This window comes from Flavobacterium denitrificans DSM 15936 (assembly GCF_000425445.1).
Lineage (GTDB): Bacteria > Bacteroidota > Bacteroidia > Flavobacteriales > Flavobacteriaceae > Flavobacterium > Flavobacterium denitrificans.
This window is the reverse complement of the sequence record NZ_AUDL01000017.1, coordinates 1-21,424: the sequence shown is the minus strand read 5'-3', so window position 1 is coordinate 21,424 and position 21,424 is coordinate 1. Positions and strand designations below refer to the sequence as shown.

At 32.9% G+C, this 21,424-nt stretch carries 17 protein-coding genes and 1 rRNA gene; 15 read left to right on the top strand and 3 right to left on the bottom strand.

The window, feature by feature from the left end:
* Positions 1-44 precede the first annotated feature (44 nt).
* The 5 genes from H600_RS0111210 to H600_RS0111190 all read left to right on the top strand — a co-directional run bounded on the left by H600_RS0111210 (position 45) and on the right by H600_RS0111190 (position 5,081).
* Complete coding sequence (locus H600_RS0111210) at positions 45-2,336, top strand: histidine kinase dimerization/phosphoacceptor domain -containing protein (RefSeq protein WP_026728868.1); 2,292 nt, start codon at positions 45-47, stop codon at positions 2,334-2,336.
* Positions 2,333-3,691 carry a sigma-54-dependent transcriptional regulator gene (locus H600_RS0111205; protein ID WP_026728867.1) on the top strand — a complete coding sequence of 453 codons (1,359 nt, stop codon included), beginning with the start codon at positions 2,333-2,335 and terminating at the stop codon, positions 3,689-3,691. The genes H600_RS0111210 and H600_RS0111205 overlap by 4 nt, the downstream gene beginning before the upstream one ends.
* 68 nt (positions 3,692-3,759) lie before the next feature.
* Positions 3,760-4,050, top strand: a complete 291-nt coding sequence (locus H600_RS0111200; RefSeq protein WP_026728866.1) for a GNAT family N-acetyltransferase — start codon at positions 3,760-3,762, stop codon at positions 4,048-4,050.
* Between the two features lie 60 nt (positions 4,051-4,110).
* Positions 4,111-4,731: an alpha/beta hydrolase gene (locus H600_RS0111195; protein WP_026728865.1), complete on the top strand. Its 621-nt coding sequence runs from the start codon at positions 4,111-4,113 to the stop codon at positions 4,729-4,731.
* The gene (locus H600_RS0111190; RefSeq protein ID WP_026728864.1) at positions 4,731-5,081 is read left to right on the top strand and encodes a cupin domain-containing protein; all 351 of its coding nucleotides are present in this window, start codon (positions 4,731-4,733) and stop codon (positions 5,079-5,081) included. The genes H600_RS0111195 and H600_RS0111190 overlap by 1 nt, the downstream gene beginning before the upstream one ends.
* A gap of 31 nt (positions 5,082-5,112) precedes the next feature.
* Here the strand turns inward: H600_RS0111190 and H600_RS0111185 are convergent, their stop codons facing one another.
* Complete coding sequence (locus tag H600_RS0111185; protein WP_026728863.1) at positions 5,113-6,693, bottom strand: sigma-54 interaction domain-containing protein; 1,581 nt, start codon at positions 6,691-6,693, stop codon at positions 5,113-5,115.
* A gap of 314 nt (positions 6,694-7,007) precedes the next feature.
* On the opposite strand from H600_RS0111185, the gene H600_RS0111180 reads away from it, so the two are divergent.
* The 5 genes from H600_RS0111180 to H600_RS0111160 all read left to right on the top strand — a co-directional run bounded on the left by H600_RS0111180 (position 7,008) and on the right by H600_RS0111160 (position 13,205).
* On the top strand, positions 7,008-7,946 hold the full coding sequence (locus tag H600_RS0111180) for a ring-cleaving dioxygenase (protein ID WP_026728862.1): 939 nt from the start codon (positions 7,008-7,010) through the stop codon (positions 7,944-7,946).
* 311 nt (positions 7,947-8,257) lie between these two features.
* Positions 8,258-10,162, top strand: coding sequence for an HsdM family class I SAM-dependent methyltransferase (locus H600_RS0111175; RefSeq protein ID WP_026728861.1), 1,905 nt, complete (start codon positions 8,258-8,260; stop codon positions 10,160-10,162).
* Positions 10,163-10,166: 4 nt separating this feature from the next.
* Complete coding sequence (locus tag H600_RS0111170) at positions 10,167-11,228, top strand: restriction endonuclease subunit S (protein ID WP_026728860.1); 1,062 nt, start codon at positions 10,167-10,169, stop codon at positions 11,226-11,228.
* A gap of 309 nt (positions 11,229-11,537) precedes the next feature.
* Positions 11,538-11,996, top strand: coding sequence for an SRPBCC family protein (locus H600_RS0111165; protein ID WP_026728859.1), 459 nt, complete (start codon positions 11,538-11,540; stop codon positions 11,994-11,996).
* 207 nt (positions 11,997-12,203) lie between these two features.
* Positions 12,204-13,205, top strand: a complete 1,002-nt coding sequence (locus tag H600_RS0111160) for a type I glyceraldehyde-3-phosphate dehydrogenase (RefSeq protein WP_026728858.1) — start codon at positions 12,204-12,206, stop codon at positions 13,203-13,205.
* Between the two features lie 60 nt (positions 13,206-13,265).
* Here the strand turns inward: H600_RS0111160 and H600_RS0111155 are convergent, their stop codons facing one another.
* Entirely contained in the window at positions 13,266-13,463 is a 198-nt protein-coding gene (locus tag H600_RS0111155) for a hypothetical protein (RefSeq protein WP_026728857.1), read from the bottom strand.
* A 287-nt stretch (positions 13,464-13,750) separates the two neighbouring features.
* Between H600_RS0111155 and ligD the strand changes: the two genes are divergently transcribed.
* From ligD to H600_RS0111125, 5 genes are all read left to right on the top strand, one after another.
* On the top strand, positions 13,751-16,300 hold the full coding sequence (gene ligD / locus H600_RS0111150; protein WP_026728856.1) for a DNA ligase D: 2,550 nt from the start codon (positions 13,751-13,753) through the stop codon (positions 16,298-16,300).
* A 449-nt stretch (positions 16,301-16,749) separates the two neighbouring features.
* Positions 16,750-18,891, top strand: a complete 2,142-nt coding sequence (locus H600_RS0111145) for a catalase (RefSeq protein WP_026728855.1) — start codon at positions 16,750-16,752, stop codon at positions 18,889-18,891.
* A 16-nt stretch (positions 18,892-18,907) separates the two neighbouring features.
* Complete coding sequence (locus tag H600_RS0111140) at positions 18,908-19,474, top strand: YciE/YciF ferroxidase family protein (protein WP_026728854.1); 567 nt, start codon at positions 18,908-18,910, stop codon at positions 19,472-19,474.
* A gap of 69 nt (positions 19,475-19,543) precedes the next feature.
* Positions 19,544-19,684, top strand: coding sequence for a hypothetical protein (locus H600_RS22880; RefSeq protein WP_157509906.1), 141 nt, complete (start codon positions 19,544-19,546; stop codon positions 19,682-19,684).
* Between the two features lie 788 nt (positions 19,685-20,472).
* Positions 20,473-20,871: a YidH family protein gene (locus tag H600_RS0111125; RefSeq protein WP_026728853.1), complete on the top strand. Its 399-nt coding sequence runs from the start codon at positions 20,473-20,475 to the stop codon at positions 20,869-20,871.
* A gap of 272 nt (positions 20,872-21,143) precedes the next feature.
* On the opposite strand, the gene rrf is transcribed toward H600_RS0111125, so the two are convergent.
* Positions 21,144-21,253: ribosomal RNA gene (rrf, locus tag H600_RS0111120) — 5S ribosomal RNA — on the bottom strand.
* Positions 21,254-21,424 lie beyond the last annotated feature (171 nt).

Here is a 21,424-nt window from a genome sequence, read left to right as displayed (position 1 = left end):
AATTTTCGGATTGCAGATTTCTGATAATATAGTATCTTTAAAAAATGAATTTCATCCCTTTTATTGTTACCAAAAACCACATCAAAGTTTTATGTGTATTGTTTTTGCTGCTGTTCTTTAACATGCAAATTAATGCGCAGTTGAAGAAAAATCCGAAAGAACTTCAATTAAGAATTGCTGCCGCGGAAAATGATTCACAGAAAGTTGATTTACAACTGCTCTTAAGCGCTTATTATCTAAACAAAGACCACGAATACAAAGTGGATCTAGATCAAGCGGAAGCAATAAACAAACAAGCAAGACAATTAAGTACTCGTTTGCATTATAAAAACGGAATTGGAAAATCAATTCTTCTTGATGCTCAAATTACGAGAGAAAAAGGAGATTCAAAAAACGGCTTAAAAAAGGCACAGGAAATTCTAGCTTATTCTCAAAAAAACAATTTAACAGAACTGCAGGCAGATGCTTACTTGGAACTTGCTATGTATGGCGAATCGCTTGAACAGCGAATTAAATACAAAGAAATGGCATTGCCAATTTTAAAAAAGATTGGAGCAATAGAAAAACAGGCAGACGTTACCAAAGAAATTGGCGAATTATACTTAATGAATGACAATCCAGAAAAAGGTCTTACGATTTTAAAAGAATCGCTTGTTTTGTATAAATCGATAAAATTTCCTCATTTGCAAGGCGTCTATAATCTCTTTTCAGATGGTTATACCCATACGGGAAATTTTGAAGATGCTTTAAAGTATGCACTTTTAGCAGAAAAAACAGCTTTGAAATTACGTGATAGTTCACTACAACTAAGTGCTATTTACAATCATGTTGGAATGGCATATCTTAACCTTCAAAAAAAAAATAATGCAGCGGAATATTTTTATAAGGGTCTGGAAATAGCAAAAAAACATAAAAGCACGGACTATGTGAGAGTAATTGGCGATAATCTTTGTTCGGTATTTATTTTGCAGAAAAAAGGAAATGATGCCCTCAAAATTTTAAAAGAAATGCAGGTTAATTATCCTTCTTATGATGAGGAGAGGCAGATAAAAGAAAATTACCTTTTTCTTGGTATTTACCGAGTTCTAAATAATAATGAAAAAGCCACAGTATACTATAATAAACTGGTAGCTTATTATGGCAAAAATGCCGAAAAAAAAGCCGAAAACAGATTGCCGATTCTGAGAAGTTTTGTCCGTTATCATTATCAGTTAAAAAACTATAATGAGTTATACCCATTACTTCATCGCTTAGATTCGCTCGCAACAACAGCAAAAAATACGATAATGCTATCAGACAATTACCTTATCTGGTTTAAAGCAGATTCATCAAGAGGAAAATATCTCGACGCCATTAAACATTATCAGCTTCATAAAAACATTTTAGACTCTATTTACAAAGGTGAAACGAACAGACAGATCAACAGTCTTCAAGTACAATATGAAAGCAATAAAAAAGATAAAAATATTGAACTGCTAAAACAACAAGCCAAAGTACAGCAAATTCAAATTCAGAAAGATAATGTTGTAAAATATGTCTTTATTGGAAGCGTCTTGGTTTTAATTCTTATTCTGGGCCTTTTGTACAATAGTTTTAGATTAAAAAAGAAGAAAAACGAAGCGTTAGAAATCCAGCGTCAGCAAATTAATGAGCAAAATGAGCTAAACAAAAAAATGCTTATTGAAAAAGAGTGGCTTTTGAAAGAAATTCATCATCGCGTAAAAAATAATCTTCAAATTGTTATTAGCCTTTTAAACACACAATCAGCTTATTTGGACAATGAAGATGCTTTGATGGCGATTCAAAACAGCCAACACCGAATGCATGCCATGTCTTTGATTCATCAAAAATTGTATCAGTCTGACAATCTTTCAAATATCGATATGTCTTGGTATATTTATGAATTGATCAATTACATGAAAGAATGTTATGATACGGACGGAAAAATAAATTTTGTTTTAGAAATCGAAAATACCTGTCTGGATGTTGCACAGGCCGTTCCACTGGGATTAATTATAAATGAAGCAATCAGCAATGCGATCAAATATGCCTTTCCATTAGACCGAAAAGGCGAAATTTTTATTTCTTTCAAAAATAGTGAAAGAGATAATTACCAGCTTATCATTTCAGATAATGGAGTTGGTTTGCCTGAAAATTTCAATCATGCCGAAAGAGATTCACTAGGAATGAATTTAATGACAGGCTTAAGCGCTCAAATTGACGGAACTTTTGAAATGAAAAATGATAATGGATTGAAGATAAAAATCACATTCAACAGAAATACTGAATTTGAAACTGTTGTTGAAGATTCAGAAATTACATCAGTAAAACAATGAAAGAGAAAATATTAATTGTTGAGGATGAATTTATTGTTGCTAATGATTTAAAAATCATGTTGCTAAAAGCTGGCTATCAAATTGTAGGCATTGCTTCCTCTGTAATTCAGGCCCGAAAATTAATTGAAGAAAAACAACCTGATTGGGTGCTTCTAGATATTATACTCAAAGGAACGCTTACGGGAATTGATCTCGCTTGGGAGCTCCGAAAACTGAAATTGCCTTTTCTTTACATTTCTGCCAATACCAATCAAAGCACGCTTGAAGCAGTAAAGGCAACACATCCATATGGATTTATGGTTAAGCCTTTCCGCGAAAAAGATTTGATCGTAATGCTTGACATTGCCAGATATCGATTTAATGAGGAAAAAGAAACGTTAGTCGAAATTCACAACGATCAAGAACATCAAGAAATTGAAGGGATTGTTGGCAAAAGTCCGCTCTTGAATGAAGTAATCGAAAAAATCAAACTTGTCGCTCCAGCTGAAACTTCTGTTTTGATTTTAGGCGAAAGCGGAACAGGCAAAGAAAGAGTTGCACATTCCATTCACGAACTTTCGGCGCATAAATCAAATCCAATTGTCGTGGTAAACTGTGCGGCTTTGCCACATTCCTTGATCGAATCGGAACTTTTTGGGCATGAAAAAGGCGCTTTTACGGGAGCAAATGCTTTACGAATTGGCAAATTTGAACAGGCAAATGAGGGAACTATTTTTCTAGATGAAATTGGAGAATTGCCACTCGATTCGCAAGTCAAATTATTACGCGTATTGCAGGAAAAAGAAATTCAGCGTCTTGGAGGCAATAAAACCATTAAAATTAATGTTCGTATTATAGCCGCAACCAATAGATCTTTGGAAAAAGAAGTTGCCGAAGGACGTTTCAGACTTGATTTATATTATCGACTAAATGTATTTCCGATTCAATTGCCAACCCTAAAAGAACGCAAAGAAGATATTGAACCCCTTGCCTATTATTTTCTGAAAAAATATGCATCAAGTTCTAGAAAAAATGTCAACAGCATAAGTGAGAAAGCTTTAGAAGAATTAAAAGAATACGATTGGCCGGGAAATATCCGCGAATTGGAACATTTAATTGAAAGGAATGTATTACTTGCCAGAACAAACGAAATTGAAAAATTTGATCTTCCTAAAAACATTCTGGCTACAGTTGAACAAAATTCAGGAAAAATGAAATCGATGGAAGAAATGGAAAAGGAACATATTATGAATGCCCTTTTTCTGTGTGAAGGAAAAGTTTCTGGTGCTGGTGGTGCGGCAGAATTATTAAAAATGCAACCTCAGACTTTGTTTTCAAAAATGAAAAAATTAGGCATAAAACAAGGATATAATTAATCTACATTAAGAAGACTTAACTGTTAGTTTAACGAACTTTGTGGTTCTAAACTAAGATAAAAAAAAACATGGAAACAATAAAATTAGAATTAGACGAGAAAAAACATGGCGCTTTTAACCTCTATGTTGACGATAAAAAAATTGGTGAAATGACTGTGAGCATTAAACCAGATTTGCTAACTGTTTACCATACAGGAATTGAACCAGAAGGCGAAGGAAAAGGCTATGCAAAAAAACTTTTAGAAGAAATGGTTGCTTATGTTCGTGCCAATAATTTGAAGGTTTTACCGCTTTGTCCTTACGTGCATGCACAATTCAAGAGACATCCAGATGAGTATGAAGATATTTGGAAGAAATAATTAATTATTAGTAAAGTATTTTCTGCAAAGTTTGTCAAAACAAAAATTAAAACACAACGTATGAATACAGATATTTTAACAGACGGAATCACTTTAGGTGAAGCAAAAAAAGCTTTAATTATGATTCATGGCCGTGGTGCTGGCGCTCATGATATTCTTTCGATTGCCAAACATCTAAATGTAAAAGATTTTGCATTAGTTGCTCCTCAGGCAGAAAACAGAACTTGGTATCCCTATTCATTTTTAGCTCCACTTAATGAAAATGAGCCTTCTTTTTCAAAATCTTTAGAGGCGATTCATCAAGTTGTAGTGGCAATTCAACAAAACGGAATCGAAAAAGAGAATATCTATTTTTTGGGATTTTCTCAAGGAGCTTGCCTTGCTTTGGAATTCACAACCAGAAATGCAGCAAAATACGGTGGCATTGTAGCCTTTACAGGCGGATTGATTGGCGATAAAGTTTACGAAAATCATTATTCAGGAAACTTCGAAAATACTCCTGTTTTTATTGGCACAAGTGATCCTGATTTTCACGTTCCGGTAGAAAGAGTAAATGATACTGAAGCGCTTATGGAAAAAATGGGGGCAAATGTTATAAAAAAAATCTATCCAAACATGGGGCATACCATTAGTCAAGACGAAGTAGATTGCGCAAATGCATTGATATTCAATAAAAAATAATGATTACAATCACAAGAGTTTACAGCGACAACAACGGAGAAAGTCATTTTGAAGACTTTGAAGTTCCGTTGAAAAACAATGGCGATATCGGTTTTTTATCTGATGATGAACCTGTTAAATCTATTGTTTTTAGAGAAGTAAATCCTTCTTATGATTACGATTTTCATAATGCGCCCGACCGTCAGTATATAGTTTTACTCGACGGCGGCGTGGAAATCGAAACTTCTTTAGGAGAGAAACGGACTTTTAATACCGGCTCAATTTTATTGGTAGAAGACACTACAGGAAAAGGACACAAAACAAAAAACCTTGAACCAAAACTGCGAAAATCTATTTTTATAAAATTATAAAAAAGGAAATCAGATTTGGAAAATCAACCAATCAAAAGAAATACTCTTTTTTAATACCTAATTTTTGCATTCGTGAAACAAGTGTTGTTGGCGGGATTCCTAATAAAACTGCCGCTCCCTGTGGACCAGAAATTCGTCCGTTGCATTTTTTGATTACTTTCAAGATATGCTCCTTTTCTACCTCTTGCAACGTTTTAATTTGAAATTCAGATACTGGAATATCCGATTCTGTTATAAAAATTTCAGTAAAAGTCATTTCTTTGATCGTGTCGCTTTTCGCAAACAAAACACTTCGTTCGATCATATTTTCCAGCTCTCGTATATTTCCCTGCCATGCATTCGCAAGCATTTTGTTGAGTACTTTTTTCGAAAAACCTTTTATCCTCTTGCCTATCCTGTTCGAATGTTTTTCTAAAAAAAAATTTGCCAGCACTTCAATATCATTTTTACGTTCGCGCAAAGCTGGCAATAAAATAGGATAAACATTCAAACGATAATACAAATCGCTTCTAAAACGTTCTTCGGCAACTTCTTTTTCTAGTGATTTGTTCGTTGCGGCAATTACCCTAGCATTTACTTTGATGGATTTATTTCCGCCAACTCGTTCAATTTCTCTTTCCTGCAAAACACGAAGCAGTTTTCCTTGCAGTTCTAATGGCAATTCTCCTATTTCATCTAAAAAAATAGTACTGTTTTCTGCTTGCTCAAATTTCCCTATTCTACGTTCGGTGGCTCCCGTGAAAGCTCCTTTTTCATGCCCGAATAATTCGCTTTCAATCAAATTTTCAGGAATTGAAGCACAGTTTACTTTTATCATTCTGTTATTAGAAACCGGCGATAAATTATGAATCGCGCTGGCAACAAGCTCTTTTCCTGTACCCGTTTCGCCTAATATCAAAACTGTAGAAGGCGAAGTTGCTACATTTGAAATCAATTCATAAACATTCTGCATTGCCTCGCTGTTTCCTACAATTCCATGAAAACCTTCATCTTTTAGATTAATAAGCTCCTCATTTTTTTCTGAAAACTTACTTTTCAGCAATTTCAATTCAGCGATAGTATTTTCATATTGATGCTTTAAAACAATATTTTGAATAGTAATAGAAAACTGCATTGCAATTCCTCGCAAAATTCTATTAGATGCTCTGTCAAACGTTTTTGCATTTTTAAAGAAAAGAAAAAGCACATTGCGATTTCCTTTTAAATAAGGAAGACCAATTCCGACTCCGTTTTTAGAACCTTTTTTAAGGGACGCTTGAATATAATCTGGCGTTCTTTGATTTTCAGCTTTTAAATCAAAAACAACTGAATCAGCTGAATCCAGACAACGATCAAAAAAACCGTCGTTTAAAACATATTTTTTAGATTCCGCATTTTTTTCTAAAGAAGAATAAAAAATATGGTAATCGCTTTCATTTTCCTTGGAAGAAGCCAAAACCAAATCCTCAAACTGCAAATTTTCTTTTACGATTCCAGATAGAATTTCGCCAAAATCTTTTTTTGATAAAGCCTGAGATAGCGCTGAGCAAATAGACAAAATCAATAATTGTTCTTTTTCTCTTTCCTGCAATCGTTTCATTATGATGGCAGTTTTGTCTATAGGCTTTTCCATAAAAGTTTTTGGCGGTATTTATATGTAGTAACAGCGTAAATTTAAGAAATAGGCTCAATTAAATTACGTTCCATTTTCTAAATATGGCAGTACCAAATCATAAAATTACGATATATCGTATAATCAAATAACGACTTTTACATCATAAACCCTGATAAATAAAGCTTTAAATCAAGTGGAATATTATTTGGATATACACTTGCACACGAAAATTTAGTGTCTTTTTATTTCTTAATCTAGGTTAATCGATGCAGAAGCATAACGGACGTAAATTTGTATAAGAAAATCAAACAACAATTTAATATAAAAATACCATGGAAAATAAAATTTTAGGCTTGCACCATATTACTGCAATTGCAGGTGACGCTAAACGTAATTTCAACTTTTATTCAAACATTTTAGGATTAAGATTCATCAAAAAAACAGTGAATTTTGACGATCCAGGAACGTATCACTTTTACTTTGGTGACGAAGTAGGAAGTGCAGGAACAATCTTGACATTTTTCCCTTGGGGGGAAGGAATTCAACAAGGAAGAAAAGGTTCTGGAATGGCAACTGAAATTGGGTATTCTGTTCCAAAAGGAAGCTTGGAATTCTGGCAAAAACGTTTCGATCAATACAATGTAATCTATAATAAACCGGCCGAAAAATTCGGAGAAAAATATTTGACTTTCCTAGATCCAGACGGATTGAAATTAGAGTTAATCGAATCTAAAACCGAAGACAACCGAAAAGCATGGGAAACTGACGAAGTAAAAGCTGATGTGGCAACAAAAGGTTTTCATAACATTACTTTGACGTTAAATAACATCAAGCCAACTGCTGCTATTTTAACTGAAATATTTGGTTATAAATTGATTGATCAAGACGTTAACCGTTACCGTTATGCTACAGATGCTGTAGAAAATGCAGCAATTGTAGATTTGGTTGAATTGGCAGATGAAAAACGCGGTTTGAATGCTAACGGAACAGTTCATCACGTAGCTTTTCGTGTAGCAAATGATGAGATTTTGATGCATTTCCGCGAAAAAATTGCAGATTACGGATTGCAGATCACACCACAAATCGACAGACAATATTTCCACTCTCTATATTTCAGAGAACCGGGAGGCGTTTTGTTCGAAATCGCAACTGATAATCCTGGATTTACAGTAGATGAAAGCTTAGAAGAATTAGGTCAAAACCTAAAACTTCCTGCACAATACGAATCTCAAAGAGAAGCTATTGAAGCACATTTGGTTAAAATAGATTAATTGCTTACTAAACCGGGTTTATCCCGAATATCACAACTATTTTTTGAAAAAGCTGTCCTTATTGGGATGGCTTTTTTTTTTAAAATTCGAAAAGAGGTTTAATTCATTACAAAAAATATCTTACATATGAATGATACCCAAACTGACCTTTATTAGATTATCTCTATATATTTTGGTGACTTAGTTAAATGCAATCAGACCAATAAATTTATTTATACGTCATTGTAACAAACCACAAAACCGACTGATAAACCAACAAATAATACAAATAAAAATTCTAAATTTGCGATATTAACGAATTGATAAAATAAATGGCGAAGAAAGAAATATTGACAGATTTATGGGTTTACGAATTGCTAAAAGAAGCAAATATTGACTTACATCCGCAAGGAAGTAACATAAAAGATATTGACAACGCTTTAAAATCAGCATCAAAAGCTGGAACTGGAAGAGTTGGTTTTCCTGAATACAGTGGAATCGTCAAAGACTTCGTTTTAATTATTGAAAATAAAGCAGATGTCTCGCTTCATATAAAGCGAAACGATAAAAGTCTAATTTGTAATGACACAATAAGCGTAAAAAATTATGCTGTTAATGGTGCTTTGTTTTACGGAAAGCATTTAGCAAAAAATACGAACTATAAAAAGCTTATTGTTTTTGGAGTTTCTGGTAACGAAAAACGACACAAAATTTCACCAATTTTCATTGATGAAAGAGGTGGCTACAAGGAACTTGAAGATGTTGAAACATTTACACTTTTTAATGAGAAAAATATTGAGGAGTACTATACGAAAAACATTTTAAAAGAGCAAACACCCGAAGATAAGACAACAGAAGAAGTCCTAAAGGATGCGAAAAATCTTCATGAAGATTTAAGAAATTATGGAAGTATTCAAGATAAGGATAAACCACTAATAGTTTCAGGAATTCTTTTAGCTTTACGTGAAATGGAACATAAAGGTTTCAGTATTGAAAGTTTAATTGGAGACGAAACAAATACAGACGGCGAAAAAATTTATGAGGCGATTGAAAAGAATTTAAAAAGATCAAATGTTTCGCCTCAAGTAAAAAAAGAAAAATTATTAAGTCAGTTTTTAGTCATAAAAGATACGAAAGCTATCAATGAAATAAATGAAGGATTAAAAAAAACGCCTTTAAAACACTTTACAGAATTTCTATACGAAAATATTTACAAAAACATAAAACACATACAATCTGCGGAAGATTATTTAGGTAGATTTTATGGAGAGTTTATGTCATATTCTGGCGGTGACGGGCAATCACTAGGCATTATTTTGACACCAAAGCATGTAACAGAATTGTTTTGCGACTTAATAGAGCTAAAACCTACAGATTCAGTTTTAGACCCATGTTGTGGAACTGCAGGGTTTTTAATTGCCGCAATGCATGTTATGTTACAAAAAACAGACCATCCTGAAACACAAAGAAATATACGTAAAAACCAATTACATGGTTTAGAATTGCAACCTTATATGTTTACCATTGCGACGACAAATATGATTTTGCGTGGCGATGGAAAAAGTAATTTAGAACAAGAAGATTTTTTAAAATACAATCCATCTTTATTGCAAGAAAAAGGTTGTACGGTGGGGATGATGAATCCGCCATATTCGATGGGAAGTAAAAGCAATCCAAGTTTATATGAAATTAATTTTACAGAACATCTTCTAAATTCGATTGTTCAAGATGGTAAAGTTGTCGTTATTGTTCCTCAATCTACAATGGTTGGAAAAACAAAAGAAGAACAAATAATCAAAGAAAATATTCTTAAACACCATACTTTAGATGGCGTTATCACACTCAACAAAAATACTTTTTATGGAGTTGGGACAAACCCTTGTATTGCTATTTTTACAGCTGGAATACCACATTATAAAGAAAAAGAAGTAAAATTTATCAATTTTGATAATGATGGGTTCGAAGTACAAAAGCATCGTGGTTTAGTTGAAACTATAAAAGCTAAAGACAAGAAACAACATCTATTAGATGTTTGGTTCAACCGAATTGATGCTGAAACAAAATTTTGTGTAAAAACAACTATTGAGCCTACTGACGAATGGTTGCATTCTTTTTATTACTTCAATGATGAAATACCTAATGAAAGTGATTTTGAAAAAACAATAGCTGATTATCTTACTTTTGAATTTAGTATGATTATGCAAAACCGTGAATATTTATTTAACGAAAATCAGTAATAGCATGGATTTGAAAAAAGTTGAATGGGAAGAGTTTGAAATTGGGGAAATTTTCGAAATAGAGAAAGGGTCAAATAAATCATTAAGTAGTGAATTATCCCAAGAATACTCTATTGATTATGTTGGTGCAACAAGTCGAAATAATGGTAATGTTGGCTTTGTAAATAATAATTATATTAAATACTTAAAAAATGGTAATTGTTTAGTTTTCATAAATACAGGAGAAGGTTCTGTTGGAGATGCTGTATATAAAAAAAATTGCTTTATCCCTTCAAATAATGTTACTATTGGTCGTTCTAAATTCTTAAATGAGTATGTAGGACAATTTATAGTAACTATCAACAATAATCAGAGTAATAAATATAGTTACGGCTACATAAGAAATGAAAAACGATTAAAAAGAGATAAAATTATTTTACCTGTTTATCAAGGTGAGCCAGACTATACTTTTATGGAGCAATTTATAAGACAGAAAGAAAAAGAAAAACTTATAAAATATCACACATATGTTACTAAAAGAATCGAACAAGTAAAAGATTTCACAGAAGTTGAACCTATAGAAAATAAAGAATGGAGAGAATTTTTTTTTAATGAAATTTTTACTGTCATTCAAAGAGGTAAAAGATTAAAAAAAGAAGACCATGTAAAAGGTTTAATGCCTTATGTGTCATCTTCCGCAATAAACAACGGAGTTGATGGTTTTGTAAGTAATAAAGATAGTGTTAGAATTTTCGACAATTGTCTTTCTTTAGCAAATAGCGGAAGTGTTGGTGCAACATTTTTCCAACCTTTTAAATATGTTGCAAGTGATCATATTACAAAATTAGAGAATACAAATTTCAATGAATTTATATATATATTTATTTCAACCATTACAAAAAGATTAAGCGAAAAATATAGTTTCAATAGAGAAATTAATGATCAACGAATTAAACGAGAAAAAATAGTTTTACCAATAGACAAAAAAGGGAAACCTGATTATGTATATATGGAAAATTATATCAAAAAAAAAGAATACGAGAAACTTACAAAATATATCGAAGGTAAAACAACAAACATCTACTGATGTATTGCAATATTTGTATAAAAATAGATTCAGAATTTGATACTAAAAAAACTATTCGTCAAATAAATTTTGAAAAACTGCTAGTGGACAGTGGATATTGAAAGAGATGAATTTATTGGCTATGTCAAAAAATTATAAAAATGCCGAATTGTCAAGATTGCAAATATTCCATGGTTTGTAAGCCAAACGATTGATTATTTCATTGAATTTTTTGATAAAGATTATCTGTATATTGAAATCAATAGTAGAGCATTTTAGTACTTATATATCGAATAACTATGTAACTTTAAGCATCTAAAAAAAGAAGCCATGCAAAAATTACAATTTAAAAAAGAAATAAATGCATCCGCTCAAAAAGTATATGAAACGATGCTCGGCTTAAAGGACAAAGCCACTTACGAATATTGGGTCGCCACTTTTAACCCCACTTCTACCTTTGAAGGCAGTTGGGAAAAAGGAAGCAAAATCCGTTTTGTGGGAACAGATGAAAACGGTAAAAAAGCCGGAATGGTTTCGGAAATCGAGGAAAATAAGCCTGCTGATTTTGTTTCCATTCGTCATTACGGTTTTCTGGATGGAGATACTGAAGTAACCACAGGCGAACAAGTTGAAAAATGGGCCGGCGGACACGAAAATTACACTTTTGAGGAAAATAACGGCGTTACAACCGTAACCGTAGATATGGATACAATTGATGAATATTTGGATTATTTCAACAGTACGTATCCAAAAGCAATGGATAAACTAAAAGAAATTTCAGAAAAGTAAAACTGAAGTGCTCTAATCGCAAACGCATGATGCAAAAAAGGCTGTCTGTTTCCAGACAGCCTTTTTTTGTCATTACTTAAAAAAAATTAAAAATTATTTAATATTAAAAAATTGATAATCAATAATTTAATATTAAATTTAAAGACTAGCTTTTCGATATGCACAGATAAAATTCTCAAAATAAATAATCATTAAAATCAATATACCATGGCAAAAATAGCATTATACGGATTTGGCCGAATCGGGAGACAATTTCTTCGCGTGGCTTTAAAAAACAATCTTTTTGTTCCTGAAGTCATTGCTGACATTCAAGATATAGATTTGCTCGGAGCGCTTTTTAGTGTCGATACCAATTATGGAAGATGGCACGAAGAAGTAAAAACAGCAGATGAAAATTTTAGTATTGGAGGCAGAAAAATTCCGTACAAGAATTCCAAATTAGATATTCCGGATTGGAAAGCATTAGGAATTGATCTCGTTGTAGATTGTACAGGGCGTGCGACTACACGGGATTTTGCACAAAAACATATTGACAAAGGTGCAAAATATGTGTTGGTAAGCGCGCCGAGCAAATCTTTAGCCGACTGTGATGCTGTGCTTTTAAAAGGAATTAATTTGGATGAATTTGATGCAGCAAACCATAAAATCATCAGTATGGGAAGCTGTACTACTAATGGATTGGCTTCTGTGGTAAAAGTAATCAAAGAAAATTTCGGAATTGAATATGGCCTTTTCTCAACGGTTCATTCGTATACCAATACCCAATCCTTGACAGATCAGCCAATGAAAGACAGGCGCGATTCTTGGGCAGCAGCCGAAAATATAATTCCATCCTCATCTGGTGCCGCTAGAGCTTTACAGTTTATTTGGAGCGATCTTAAAATTACTGGAAAAGCCTACAGAGTTCCAACCAGAACTGGAAGTATTGCCGAATTAAATTTAGTGACCACAAAAGACTGTACGGTAGAAGAAGTAAATAATGCTTTTAGAAAAGCGGCATCAGAAGGTTCTTTAAAAGGCGTTATGGATGTTTTAGAAGAACAATGGACATCAGCCCGAATTGTTGGAGATCCGCACTCTTCGATTATTGATTTACCGCTTACTGCGAAAGAAGGGAATTTGCTTTCCGTTGCCGCTTGGTACGACAACGAATGGGGCTTCTCGAACCGACTTGCAGAGGTCGCAAAACATATTTCAGACAAAATCTAATATTTTGATTTACATAAAATTAAAAAGTCTCAAATTAAAATATTTGAGACTTTTTAAGCTTTACTTTTTTTCTTCATTGTTTAACTTATCGTCAAATTCAGGTTCTTCCTTGCCTTTAAACTTATGCGTATCATCGTCATAATTTTCGTCGTTTGTTAAAACTTCATCATGCTCTTTATACTCATGTTTTCTTGTGTTGCTTCGAATATCTGAGTCACTTTTTTTATTGACTTTCAGATTGTTGTTGTTTGTTTTCATAACAGTAAAATTTTAATTTATTTAAAATTAATCGAAATGAAAGGATGAACTCTTACATAATCGTTTTCAAAAGCTTCAAAATATTATGCATTAGATTTCATCTCAAAGACACCTATTACTTTGTTATACTGAAAATTATATAATTCGGAGTTTTAAAAATATAACTCAAAACAACGGCTTACGAGTAACTTTGAAAGTAGACTTTTTAAAAGCATTTATTACTAAATTTTATTTTACTACAATGCCTTTTGAGGCTACTTCACTAACATTTTTAAAATAACTCTGCTATGTCATTATCTAAATACAATGAAAAAAGAGATTTTAAGCAAACGCGTGAGCCGAAAGGAAAAATAGGAAAATCGGCAAGTGAATTGATTTTTGTAGTTCAAAAACATGCCGCTTCGCATTTGCATTATGATTTTAGACTAGAAATGAATGGCGTTCTCAAAAGTTGGGCTGTTCCCAAAGGTCCGTCTTTAGATCCTGAAATAAAACGACTTGCTATGATGGTCGAAGATCATCCATACAGTTATAAAGATTTTGAAGGCACAATTCCGGAAGGAAATTATGGTGCCGGAAATGTAATTGTTTGGGATAACGGAACGTATACTTATGATGAAAAAACAGTTTCAGACGAAAAACAATTAATTGCTGATCTTAAAAAAGGACGTTTAAGTTTTATATTAAAAGGAAAAAAACTTAAAGGCGAATTTTCTCTTGTAAAACTTCACGGAAAACAAGAAAATGCGTGGCTCTTGATTAAAAAACAAGATAAATACGCCACGAATGCAGAAGTTTTGGAGAAAAACAAATCGGTTATTTCTAAGCGAACTTTGGAAGAATTAGAAGCAAAATCAGAAAAAATACTGCCAAAACCAGAAAAAAATGGAACTGAAAAAGAACCGGTAAAAAAAAAGCCTAAAACAAAAAAAATAAAAGCCGAATTTATCAAACCAATGCTTGCCAATACGATCAAAAAACCTTTTGATAACGATGAATGGATTTTTGAAAATAAATACGACGGCTATCGTACAGTAGCGGTTATCAATCCCAATAAAATAGAATTGTTCAGCCGAAATGAAGTTTCGTTTAATACTAATTTTAAGCCAATTGCAGACGAATTAAAAAAAATAGACCATACTGTAATTCTGGATGGTGAAATTGTAGTTGAAAATAATTCTGGCCAAGCTGATTTTCAAATGCTGCAAAACTATTTAAAAACTGGTATTGGGAACCTAAAATATTATGTTTTTGACTTGCTTCTTCTTGATGGAAATCTGATAACCGAATTGTCATTGCTGGACAGAAAAGAGCTTCTTAAAATCTTATTCAACAAATATTCTTTTTCGAATATTTTCTACTCCGAACATACTATTGGAGACGGAATAAAACAGTTTGAAAAAGCTGAAAAAAACAAAAGTGAAGGAATTATAGCTAAAAAAGCCGACAGTTCTTATTCCATAGGAAACAGAAGCAATAATTGGCTGAAAATTAAACTTTCAAACGAAGAAGAAGCAATTATTATTGGAATAACAGAACCTAAAAATTCCCGAAAATATTTTGGCGCCATTCTGCTCGGGCAATACAAAGGCAAAATCTTGAAATACATTGGAAAATGCGGAACAGGTTTTACAGAATCGGTTTTAAAAGAACTTTATACTAAACTCGAGCCGTTTTTTATTGACAAATCGCCAGTAAATGACAAAATTCATTTAAGAGATAAAATTCAGTGGGTAAAACCAAAATTGATTTGCCAAGTAAAATATTCTGAATGGACAGAAGACAAACATTTGAGACATCCGGTTTATCTCGGATTGCGAATTGACAAAAAAGCTGGCGAAGTTATTTTGCAAGAAAACAATACTATTACTAAGAAAACCAATAAAATGGAAGATCGAAACGAATATAAAACCGAAAATGATTATGATTTGAAGGTTGGAAAAAGAACACTTCATTTAACCAATCAAAACAAAATATATTATCCTGCTGACGGAATCACAAAAGGCGATATTATTCAATATTACAATGAAGTTGCGCCACTGATTTTACCTTATTTAAAAAATCGTCCAGAATCACTCAATCGTTTTCCCAATGGCATTAATGCGCCCAGTTTTTATCAAAAAGATATTGATTTGGACAAAACGCCATCGTGGTTGAAAACAAAAAAAATATTCTCAGAATCAACCAATGAAAATATCGATTATCTGATTTGCAATGATAAAGAAACTTTGCTTTATATGGCAAATCTTGGCTGCATTGAAATGAACCCTTGGAATTCGACAATTAAAAGAATTCATAATCCAGATTGGCTTGTAATGGATTTGGATCCTGCTCATGAAAATGATTTTGGCAATGTTATCACAACGGCTCTGACAGTAAAACAAGTCATGGATGAATTAGAAACCGAATGTTTGTGCAAAACTTCGGGCGCTACGGGGCTTCATATTTATATTCCGCTTGGCGGGCAATATGATTATGATTCTATTAAAATTTTAGGAGAATTAATTGCTTCAGAAGTGCAAAGCCGAATTCCTGAAATTACCACCATTGAAAGAAGTATTAAAAAAAGAAACCGAAAACTTTATATTGATTACCTGCAAAACCGGAGAGGGCAAACTTTGGCCGCGCCTTATTCTGTCCGTCCTAAACAAGGAGCTACTGTTTCAACACCATTGGAGTGGAATGAAGTCAATAAAAAATTGCATCCGTCACAGTTTACGATAAAAAATGTACTGCAACGTTTTGAAAAAAAAGGCGATTTATGGAAGCCTGTTTTAGCAAAAGGAGCCAATATCAAAAAGATTATCAAGAAACTTGAAAATCAAAATGAACCTTAATGCAATCCTATAAAAATGCATAATTAATAGTTGTAAACCCATCATAATTTTAGTTAGTAGATTCAAAACCGCAATAACAATAAGAGATTTCAGCAAGGCCTTGCTTAAAGAAATTAATCCACTTTAATAAAAGTTGCTAACATTGAGCCTGGTACCTTAACCAGCAATATGCAACTTGCAACAAAGGATGTGCAACAGGGAAAAATAAAAAAATGAAAATGTTGAAAGCCGAAGACATTGCTTCGAGTGTTTTATTTCGATTTGGCTCAATTTGAACGTAGCGATATTGCGAGTATGCACGTTAGACCAAATTTTCAAATTATCTAAATTCTCAGATATGGTAATTGTAAAATTTTGATTTTCAATGCTGTAAATTAATTCTTAGAATATCTTTTATTTTTAAAGAAGATAAACAATGTATTTTAAAATCATTAAAAATAGGAATATTTATGAAAAATTTTCAAGACGAAAAACAACGCGATTTGTCTCTAAACAAATCCGATGGAACGAATAAATTTTTGACTACAGATCAAGGAGTCAAAATTAATGACGATAATAATTCGCTAAAGGTTGGCGAAAGAGGCCCATCATTATTAGAAGATTTTATTTTAAGAGAAAAAATTACTCATTTTGATCACGAAAGAATTCCAGAGAGAATTGTTCATGCGCGAGGTTCTGGCGCACACGGCTTTTTTGAAGTTACAAATCCAATTCCAGAATTGACTAAAGCCGGTTTTTTGCAAGAAATGGGACAAACGACACCCGTATTTGTTCGTTTCTCGACAGTTGCGGGATCCAGAGGATCAACAGATTTGGCTAGAGATGCAAGAGGATTTGCAGTTAAATTTTATACTCAGGAAGGTGTTTATGATTTAGTAGGAAATAATATCCCTGTGTTCTTTATACAGGATGCGTCAAAATTTCCAGATTTAGTACACGCCGTAAAACCTGAACCGCACAACGAGATGCCACAAGCTGCATCTGCCCACGACACATTTTGGGATTTTATTTCGCTTATGCCAGAATCCATGCATATGATTATGTGGGTGATGTCTGATCGTGCTATTCCGCGAAGCTACAGAATGATGGAAGGTTTTGGTGTTCATACTTTTAGATTAATTAACTCAAACGAAGAATCTGTTTTTGTAAAATTCCATTGGAAACCAAAATTAGGAACGCATGCAGTCGCTTGGGATGAAGCACAGAAAATTTCGGGAAAAAACCCAGACTTTCACAGGGAAGATTTATGGGAAGCCATAGAAATGGGGAATTTTCCAGAATGGGAATTAGGCATTCAAATTATTCCTTCTGAAGATGAAAACAAATACAATTTTGATTTGCTCGATCCTACCAAAATTGTTCCCGAAGAAATCGTTCCGATTACTATTATTGGCCGAATGGTGCTGAACAAAAATCCAGACAATTTCTTTGCAGAAACGGAGCAAATTGCTTTTCATCCAGGCCATATAGTACCGGGAATCGATTTTACGAACGATCCATTGCTTCAGGGAAGATTATTTTCTTATACAGACACACAATTGTCTCGATTAGGAAGTCCAAATTTTCATGAAATACCAATCAACAGAAGCATTGCGCCTGTTCATAATAATCAGCGTGATGGCCATATGCGACAAGAAATCAACAAAGGCCGAGTAAGTTATCATCCGAATTCTCTAGGCGGAGGTTGCCCTTATCAAGCTAAAATTGCTGAAGGAGGTTTTGCAAGTTTTAATGAACGTGTTGATGCGCATAAAGTGCGCGAGAGAAGCGAAAGTTTTAATGATCATTTCGGTCAAGCAAGATTATTTTTTAACAGCCAAACTGCTGAAGAAAAAAGCCATATTGTAAAAGCGCTTCGTTTTGAGCTTGGAAAAGTTGAAACAACAGCAATACGAATTAGAATGATTGGACTACTGTCACAAGTCGACCGACAACTGGCCGAAAAAGTTGCCAACGGACTTGGAGCCATCATACCTCCTATTCTTGAAACGCCATTAAACAAAGGTGTTTCGCCAGAAAATGAAGGCGGAAATCAAGAATCACAAACAATAGAATCTACCGTTGAATCTTCGGATGCCTTAAGTATGGTAAATAATCCAACCAATTCTCCAACTATTGCCTCAAGAAAAGTAGCTATAATTTGTTCCGATGGAGTTTCTGAAGCTGCTGTCAAAAATTTAAAAAATGCATTGAAAAAAGAAGATGCTAAAGCATGTATTGTGGCACCTCGATTAGGATCAATCAAAACAGACTCTGATGGTGATCTTTCTGCTAATTTCAGTTTTTTAACCGCTTCATCTGTTTTATTTGATGCTATTTACGTACCACATGGATTAGATTTGACAACTTTAGAAAAAAATGACGAAGTAGTTGAATTTTTAAACGATGCTTATAAACATTGCAAAGTTATTGGGGCAGATGGAAAAGCTTCTAAAATAATCAGCAACTCTCCTTTTGTTTCGCAAATGACAGATTACGATCCGGGAATTGTAATAACTGACGAAATTGCTTCGGCCACATTTGCTCAGGATTTTATAACTGCCATGACAATGCATCGTTTCTGGCAACGTGAAAAAAATCTATATAATTAATCAAACAAAAATAATTATGAAAAATTCAGAAAAACCAATCCAAAATAAAACTGCTAAAAGCAATAAAGATAAAATCGTAGCACCTGCAAAAGATGCTGCAACAGAATTGAGAAAACTTTTCTTAGATAGTTTGCAAGATATTTATTGGGCTGAAAATGCCCTCGTTTCTGCCCTTCCTAAAATGGCTGCTAATGCTTCATCAGCCGGACTTTCTAGTATTATTCTTGAACACCTTGCTGTGACTGAAAATCAAGTTGCAAGACTTGATCAAGTATTTGAACTTATAGGCGAAAAAACACAAGGAAAAAAATGTGAAGCAATGGCTGGATTATTGAAAGAAGGCGACAATGTTCTTCTAGAAACAACGCCTGGAGCTATTAGGGATGCTGGAATAATTGCTGCATCACAAAAAATCGAGCATTACGAAATTGCATCGTATGGAACACTATGTGCTTTTGCAAAAACTTTAGGAGAAAATGACGCCGCAAAATTGCTAACTCAAACTTTAGCAGAAGAAAAAGAGGCTGATTGTTTACTGAACGATATCGCCTTGAATATTGTAAATATTACAGCTGCTGAATAGAAAAACAAATACTAACACACTAAACTAGATATTATTTCAAGAGAAAATAAGATCCTGCTATCAATCAACATGAAGACAATTCAGAGAGACATTCTTCATTATCAAAATGACAAACATACAAGTGACGAAAATAATACTTCAGATCCTTTTAAAAAAAATGCTCCAATAGCACAAGGTCTTAATGAAGATTTAAATGAGGTACGAGGATGACGATGATGATGATGATGATGATGCCAATAGAAGAACACTAGATGAAATAAAAGCCGATGAAGACGATGAGGATTATTAGATTTCATTTATAAAAACTTGAAAATAAATCCTAAAAAGAATTTAATAGCTATTCTTTTCAGGATTTATTTTTATTATAATATTTTAATCAGCAGCATATTTACTATTCCAACACAACATTAGCAAAATGGCAACAATAATGACGATACCGTTCTTTCAAAAGACAATGAAGCCATGCCACTATGCTCAAACGTGCATATTTGACTAACAAGGATTACAAGATTTCTAAAATCATTTTACAATAATAAAGAATCAAATGATCACCATAATTATAAATCTTCGGAACAAATTTGTTTCGAGCGCGAAATTTGTGAGACAAAAGAAATTTAAACTGAATAGCTATGAATACAACACTATTAAAACAAGATAATTTAAAGAAAGCTTTCAGAATAGTGGAATAAAAATAATTATGCGCTTTAAATCGAAGATTAAATCACCACAAATATAGATAGACAACATTTTAATACTATCTATAAATAAAAATGAAAAACAAGAAGAACATAAAATTTCTGGCGGAGGAAAAATCAAGATAAATTGGTAAAATGTAATAATTAAACTGTTTATAATTCTTGATTCATATGCGAGCTTTGCAAATTCAAAATACTTAAGATTGATATTCTGTAAAATTGATTCTATATGTTGTAAAATCATTTTTCAAAACTGTACATAATTTTAATGCATAAACCTGAATAAATTAAATACAAAAAACAATGGAAAGCGATAATAAAAAAATGATCAATGAACAGATGTCAAATGAAAGAACGTTATTATCTTGGATTCGTACCGGGATCGGAATTATGGTGTTCGGATTCGTTATTGTTAAATTCTCTTTATTTGTAAATCAACTTCCTGCTTCTTTATTTAAAGATACCGATATTCCTAAAAATGGGTTTACAATAATTATAGGGATTGCCTTAGTTTTAACCGGAGCTTTAACAATTATCTTATCCTATTGGAAATACCGAAGAACCTATAAACGATTACAGCAGGGAAAATATCTTTATTCGACATTTTTGCTAACCTTTCTTACTATTATTATTTTTTTGATGAGCATCATAATAATAACTTACATAGTAATAGCCGCCTATCCATTTAATTTTTCTATATAAAATTATATAATAATACTATTTTACGAACATATTTACAATGTTTAACAACTAAAAATAGTATTACGAAAACTTAAAACATAAAGAAAAGTATTACAACATGAAAGAATCTGATAAAAAAATTAGATAAAAAAATACAGCTACGAGCACTTTTCCTTAAGATGAAATAAAACAGAGTTTATATCAATTCTTTACTATTGAGGGCTATATTGCCAAAAAACATCAAATACCCCAAAAACAAAAAACCCCGTCCGATACGGACAGGGTTTTCAAAAGAAAGGCGACGACATACTCTCCCACAATGATGCAGTACCATCTGCGCAGGCGGGCTTAACTTCTCTGTTCGGGATGGGAAGAGGTGAGCCCCGCCGCAATAACCACCTTAAGGTCGTTCGTTGCTTGGGCAACTTTTTAATTAATAATTGATAATTGACAATTGATAATTAAAACAATATCTTAACATACTGAGATAAAGAAAAGTAAATATATTTTAGAAAGTTCTCTCCCTCCGATTGCTCGGAGGGAAAAGTTTGTACATAAGCTTACGGATTATTAG

What these genes read in the sequence shown, in the direction of transcription:
- H600_RS0111145 (WP_026728855.1), top strand. Translation starts at nt 16,750, where the DNA reads ATGAAAAATTTTCAAGACGAAAAACAACGCGATTTGTCTCTAAACAAA.
- H600_RS0111210 (WP_026728868.1), top strand. Translation starts at nt 45, where the DNA reads ATGAATTTCATCCCTTTTATTGTTACCAAAAACCACATCAAAGTTTTA.
- H600_RS0111175 (WP_026728861.1), top strand. Translation starts at nt 8,258, where the DNA reads ATGGCGAAGAAAGAAATATTGACAGATTTATGGGTTTACGAATTGCTA.
- H600_RS0111160 (WP_026728858.1), top strand. Translation starts at nt 12,204, where the DNA reads ATGGCAAAAATAGCATTATACGGATTTGGCCGAATCGGGAGACAATTT.
- H600_RS0111125 (WP_026728853.1), top strand. Translation starts at nt 20,473, where the DNA reads ATGGAAAGCGATAATAAAAAAATGATCAATGAACAGATGTCAAATGAA.
- H600_RS0111180 (WP_026728862.1), top strand. Translation starts at nt 7,008, where the DNA reads ATGGAAAATAAAATTTTAGGCTTGCACCATATTACTGCAATTGCAGGT.
- H600_RS0111200 (WP_026728866.1), top strand. Translation starts at nt 3,760, where the DNA reads ATGGAAACAATAAAATTAGAATTAGACGAGAAAAAACATGGCGCTTTT.
- H600_RS0111190 (WP_026728864.1), top strand. Translation starts at nt 4,731, where the DNA reads ATGATTACAATCACAAGAGTTTACAGCGACAACAACGGAGAAAGTCAT.
- H600_RS0111185 (WP_026728863.1), bottom strand. Translation starts at nt 6,693, where the DNA reads ATGGAAAAGCCTATAGACAAAACTGCCATCATAATGAAACGATTGCAG.
- H600_RS0111170 (WP_026728860.1), top strand. Translation starts at nt 10,167, where the DNA reads ATGGATTTGAAAAAAGTTGAATGGGAAGAGTTTGAAATTGGGGAAATT.
- H600_RS0111195 (WP_026728865.1), top strand. Translation starts at nt 4,111, where the DNA reads ATGAATACAGATATTTTAACAGACGGAATCACTTTAGGTGAAGCAAAA.
- ligD (WP_026728856.1), top strand. Translation starts at nt 13,751, where the DNA reads ATGTCATTATCTAAATACAATGAAAAAAGAGATTTTAAGCAAACGCGT.
- H600_RS0111155 (WP_026728857.1), bottom strand. Translation starts at nt 13,463, where the DNA reads ATGAAAACAAACAACAACAATCTGAAAGTCAATAAAAAAAGTGACTCA.
- H600_RS0111140 (WP_026728854.1), top strand. Translation starts at nt 18,908, where the DNA reads ATGAAAAATTCAGAAAAACCAATCCAAAATAAAACTGCTAAAAGCAAT.
- H600_RS0111205 (WP_026728867.1), top strand. Translation starts at nt 2,333, where the DNA reads ATGAAAGAGAAAATATTAATTGTTGAGGATGAATTTATTGTTGCTAAT.
- H600_RS22880 (WP_157509906.1), top strand. Translation starts at nt 19,544, where the DNA reads ATGAAGACAATTCAGAGAGACATTCTTCATTATCAAAATGACAAACAT.
- H600_RS0111165 (WP_026728859.1), top strand. Translation starts at nt 11,538, where the DNA reads ATGCAAAAATTACAATTTAAAAAAGAAATAAATGCATCCGCTCAAAAA.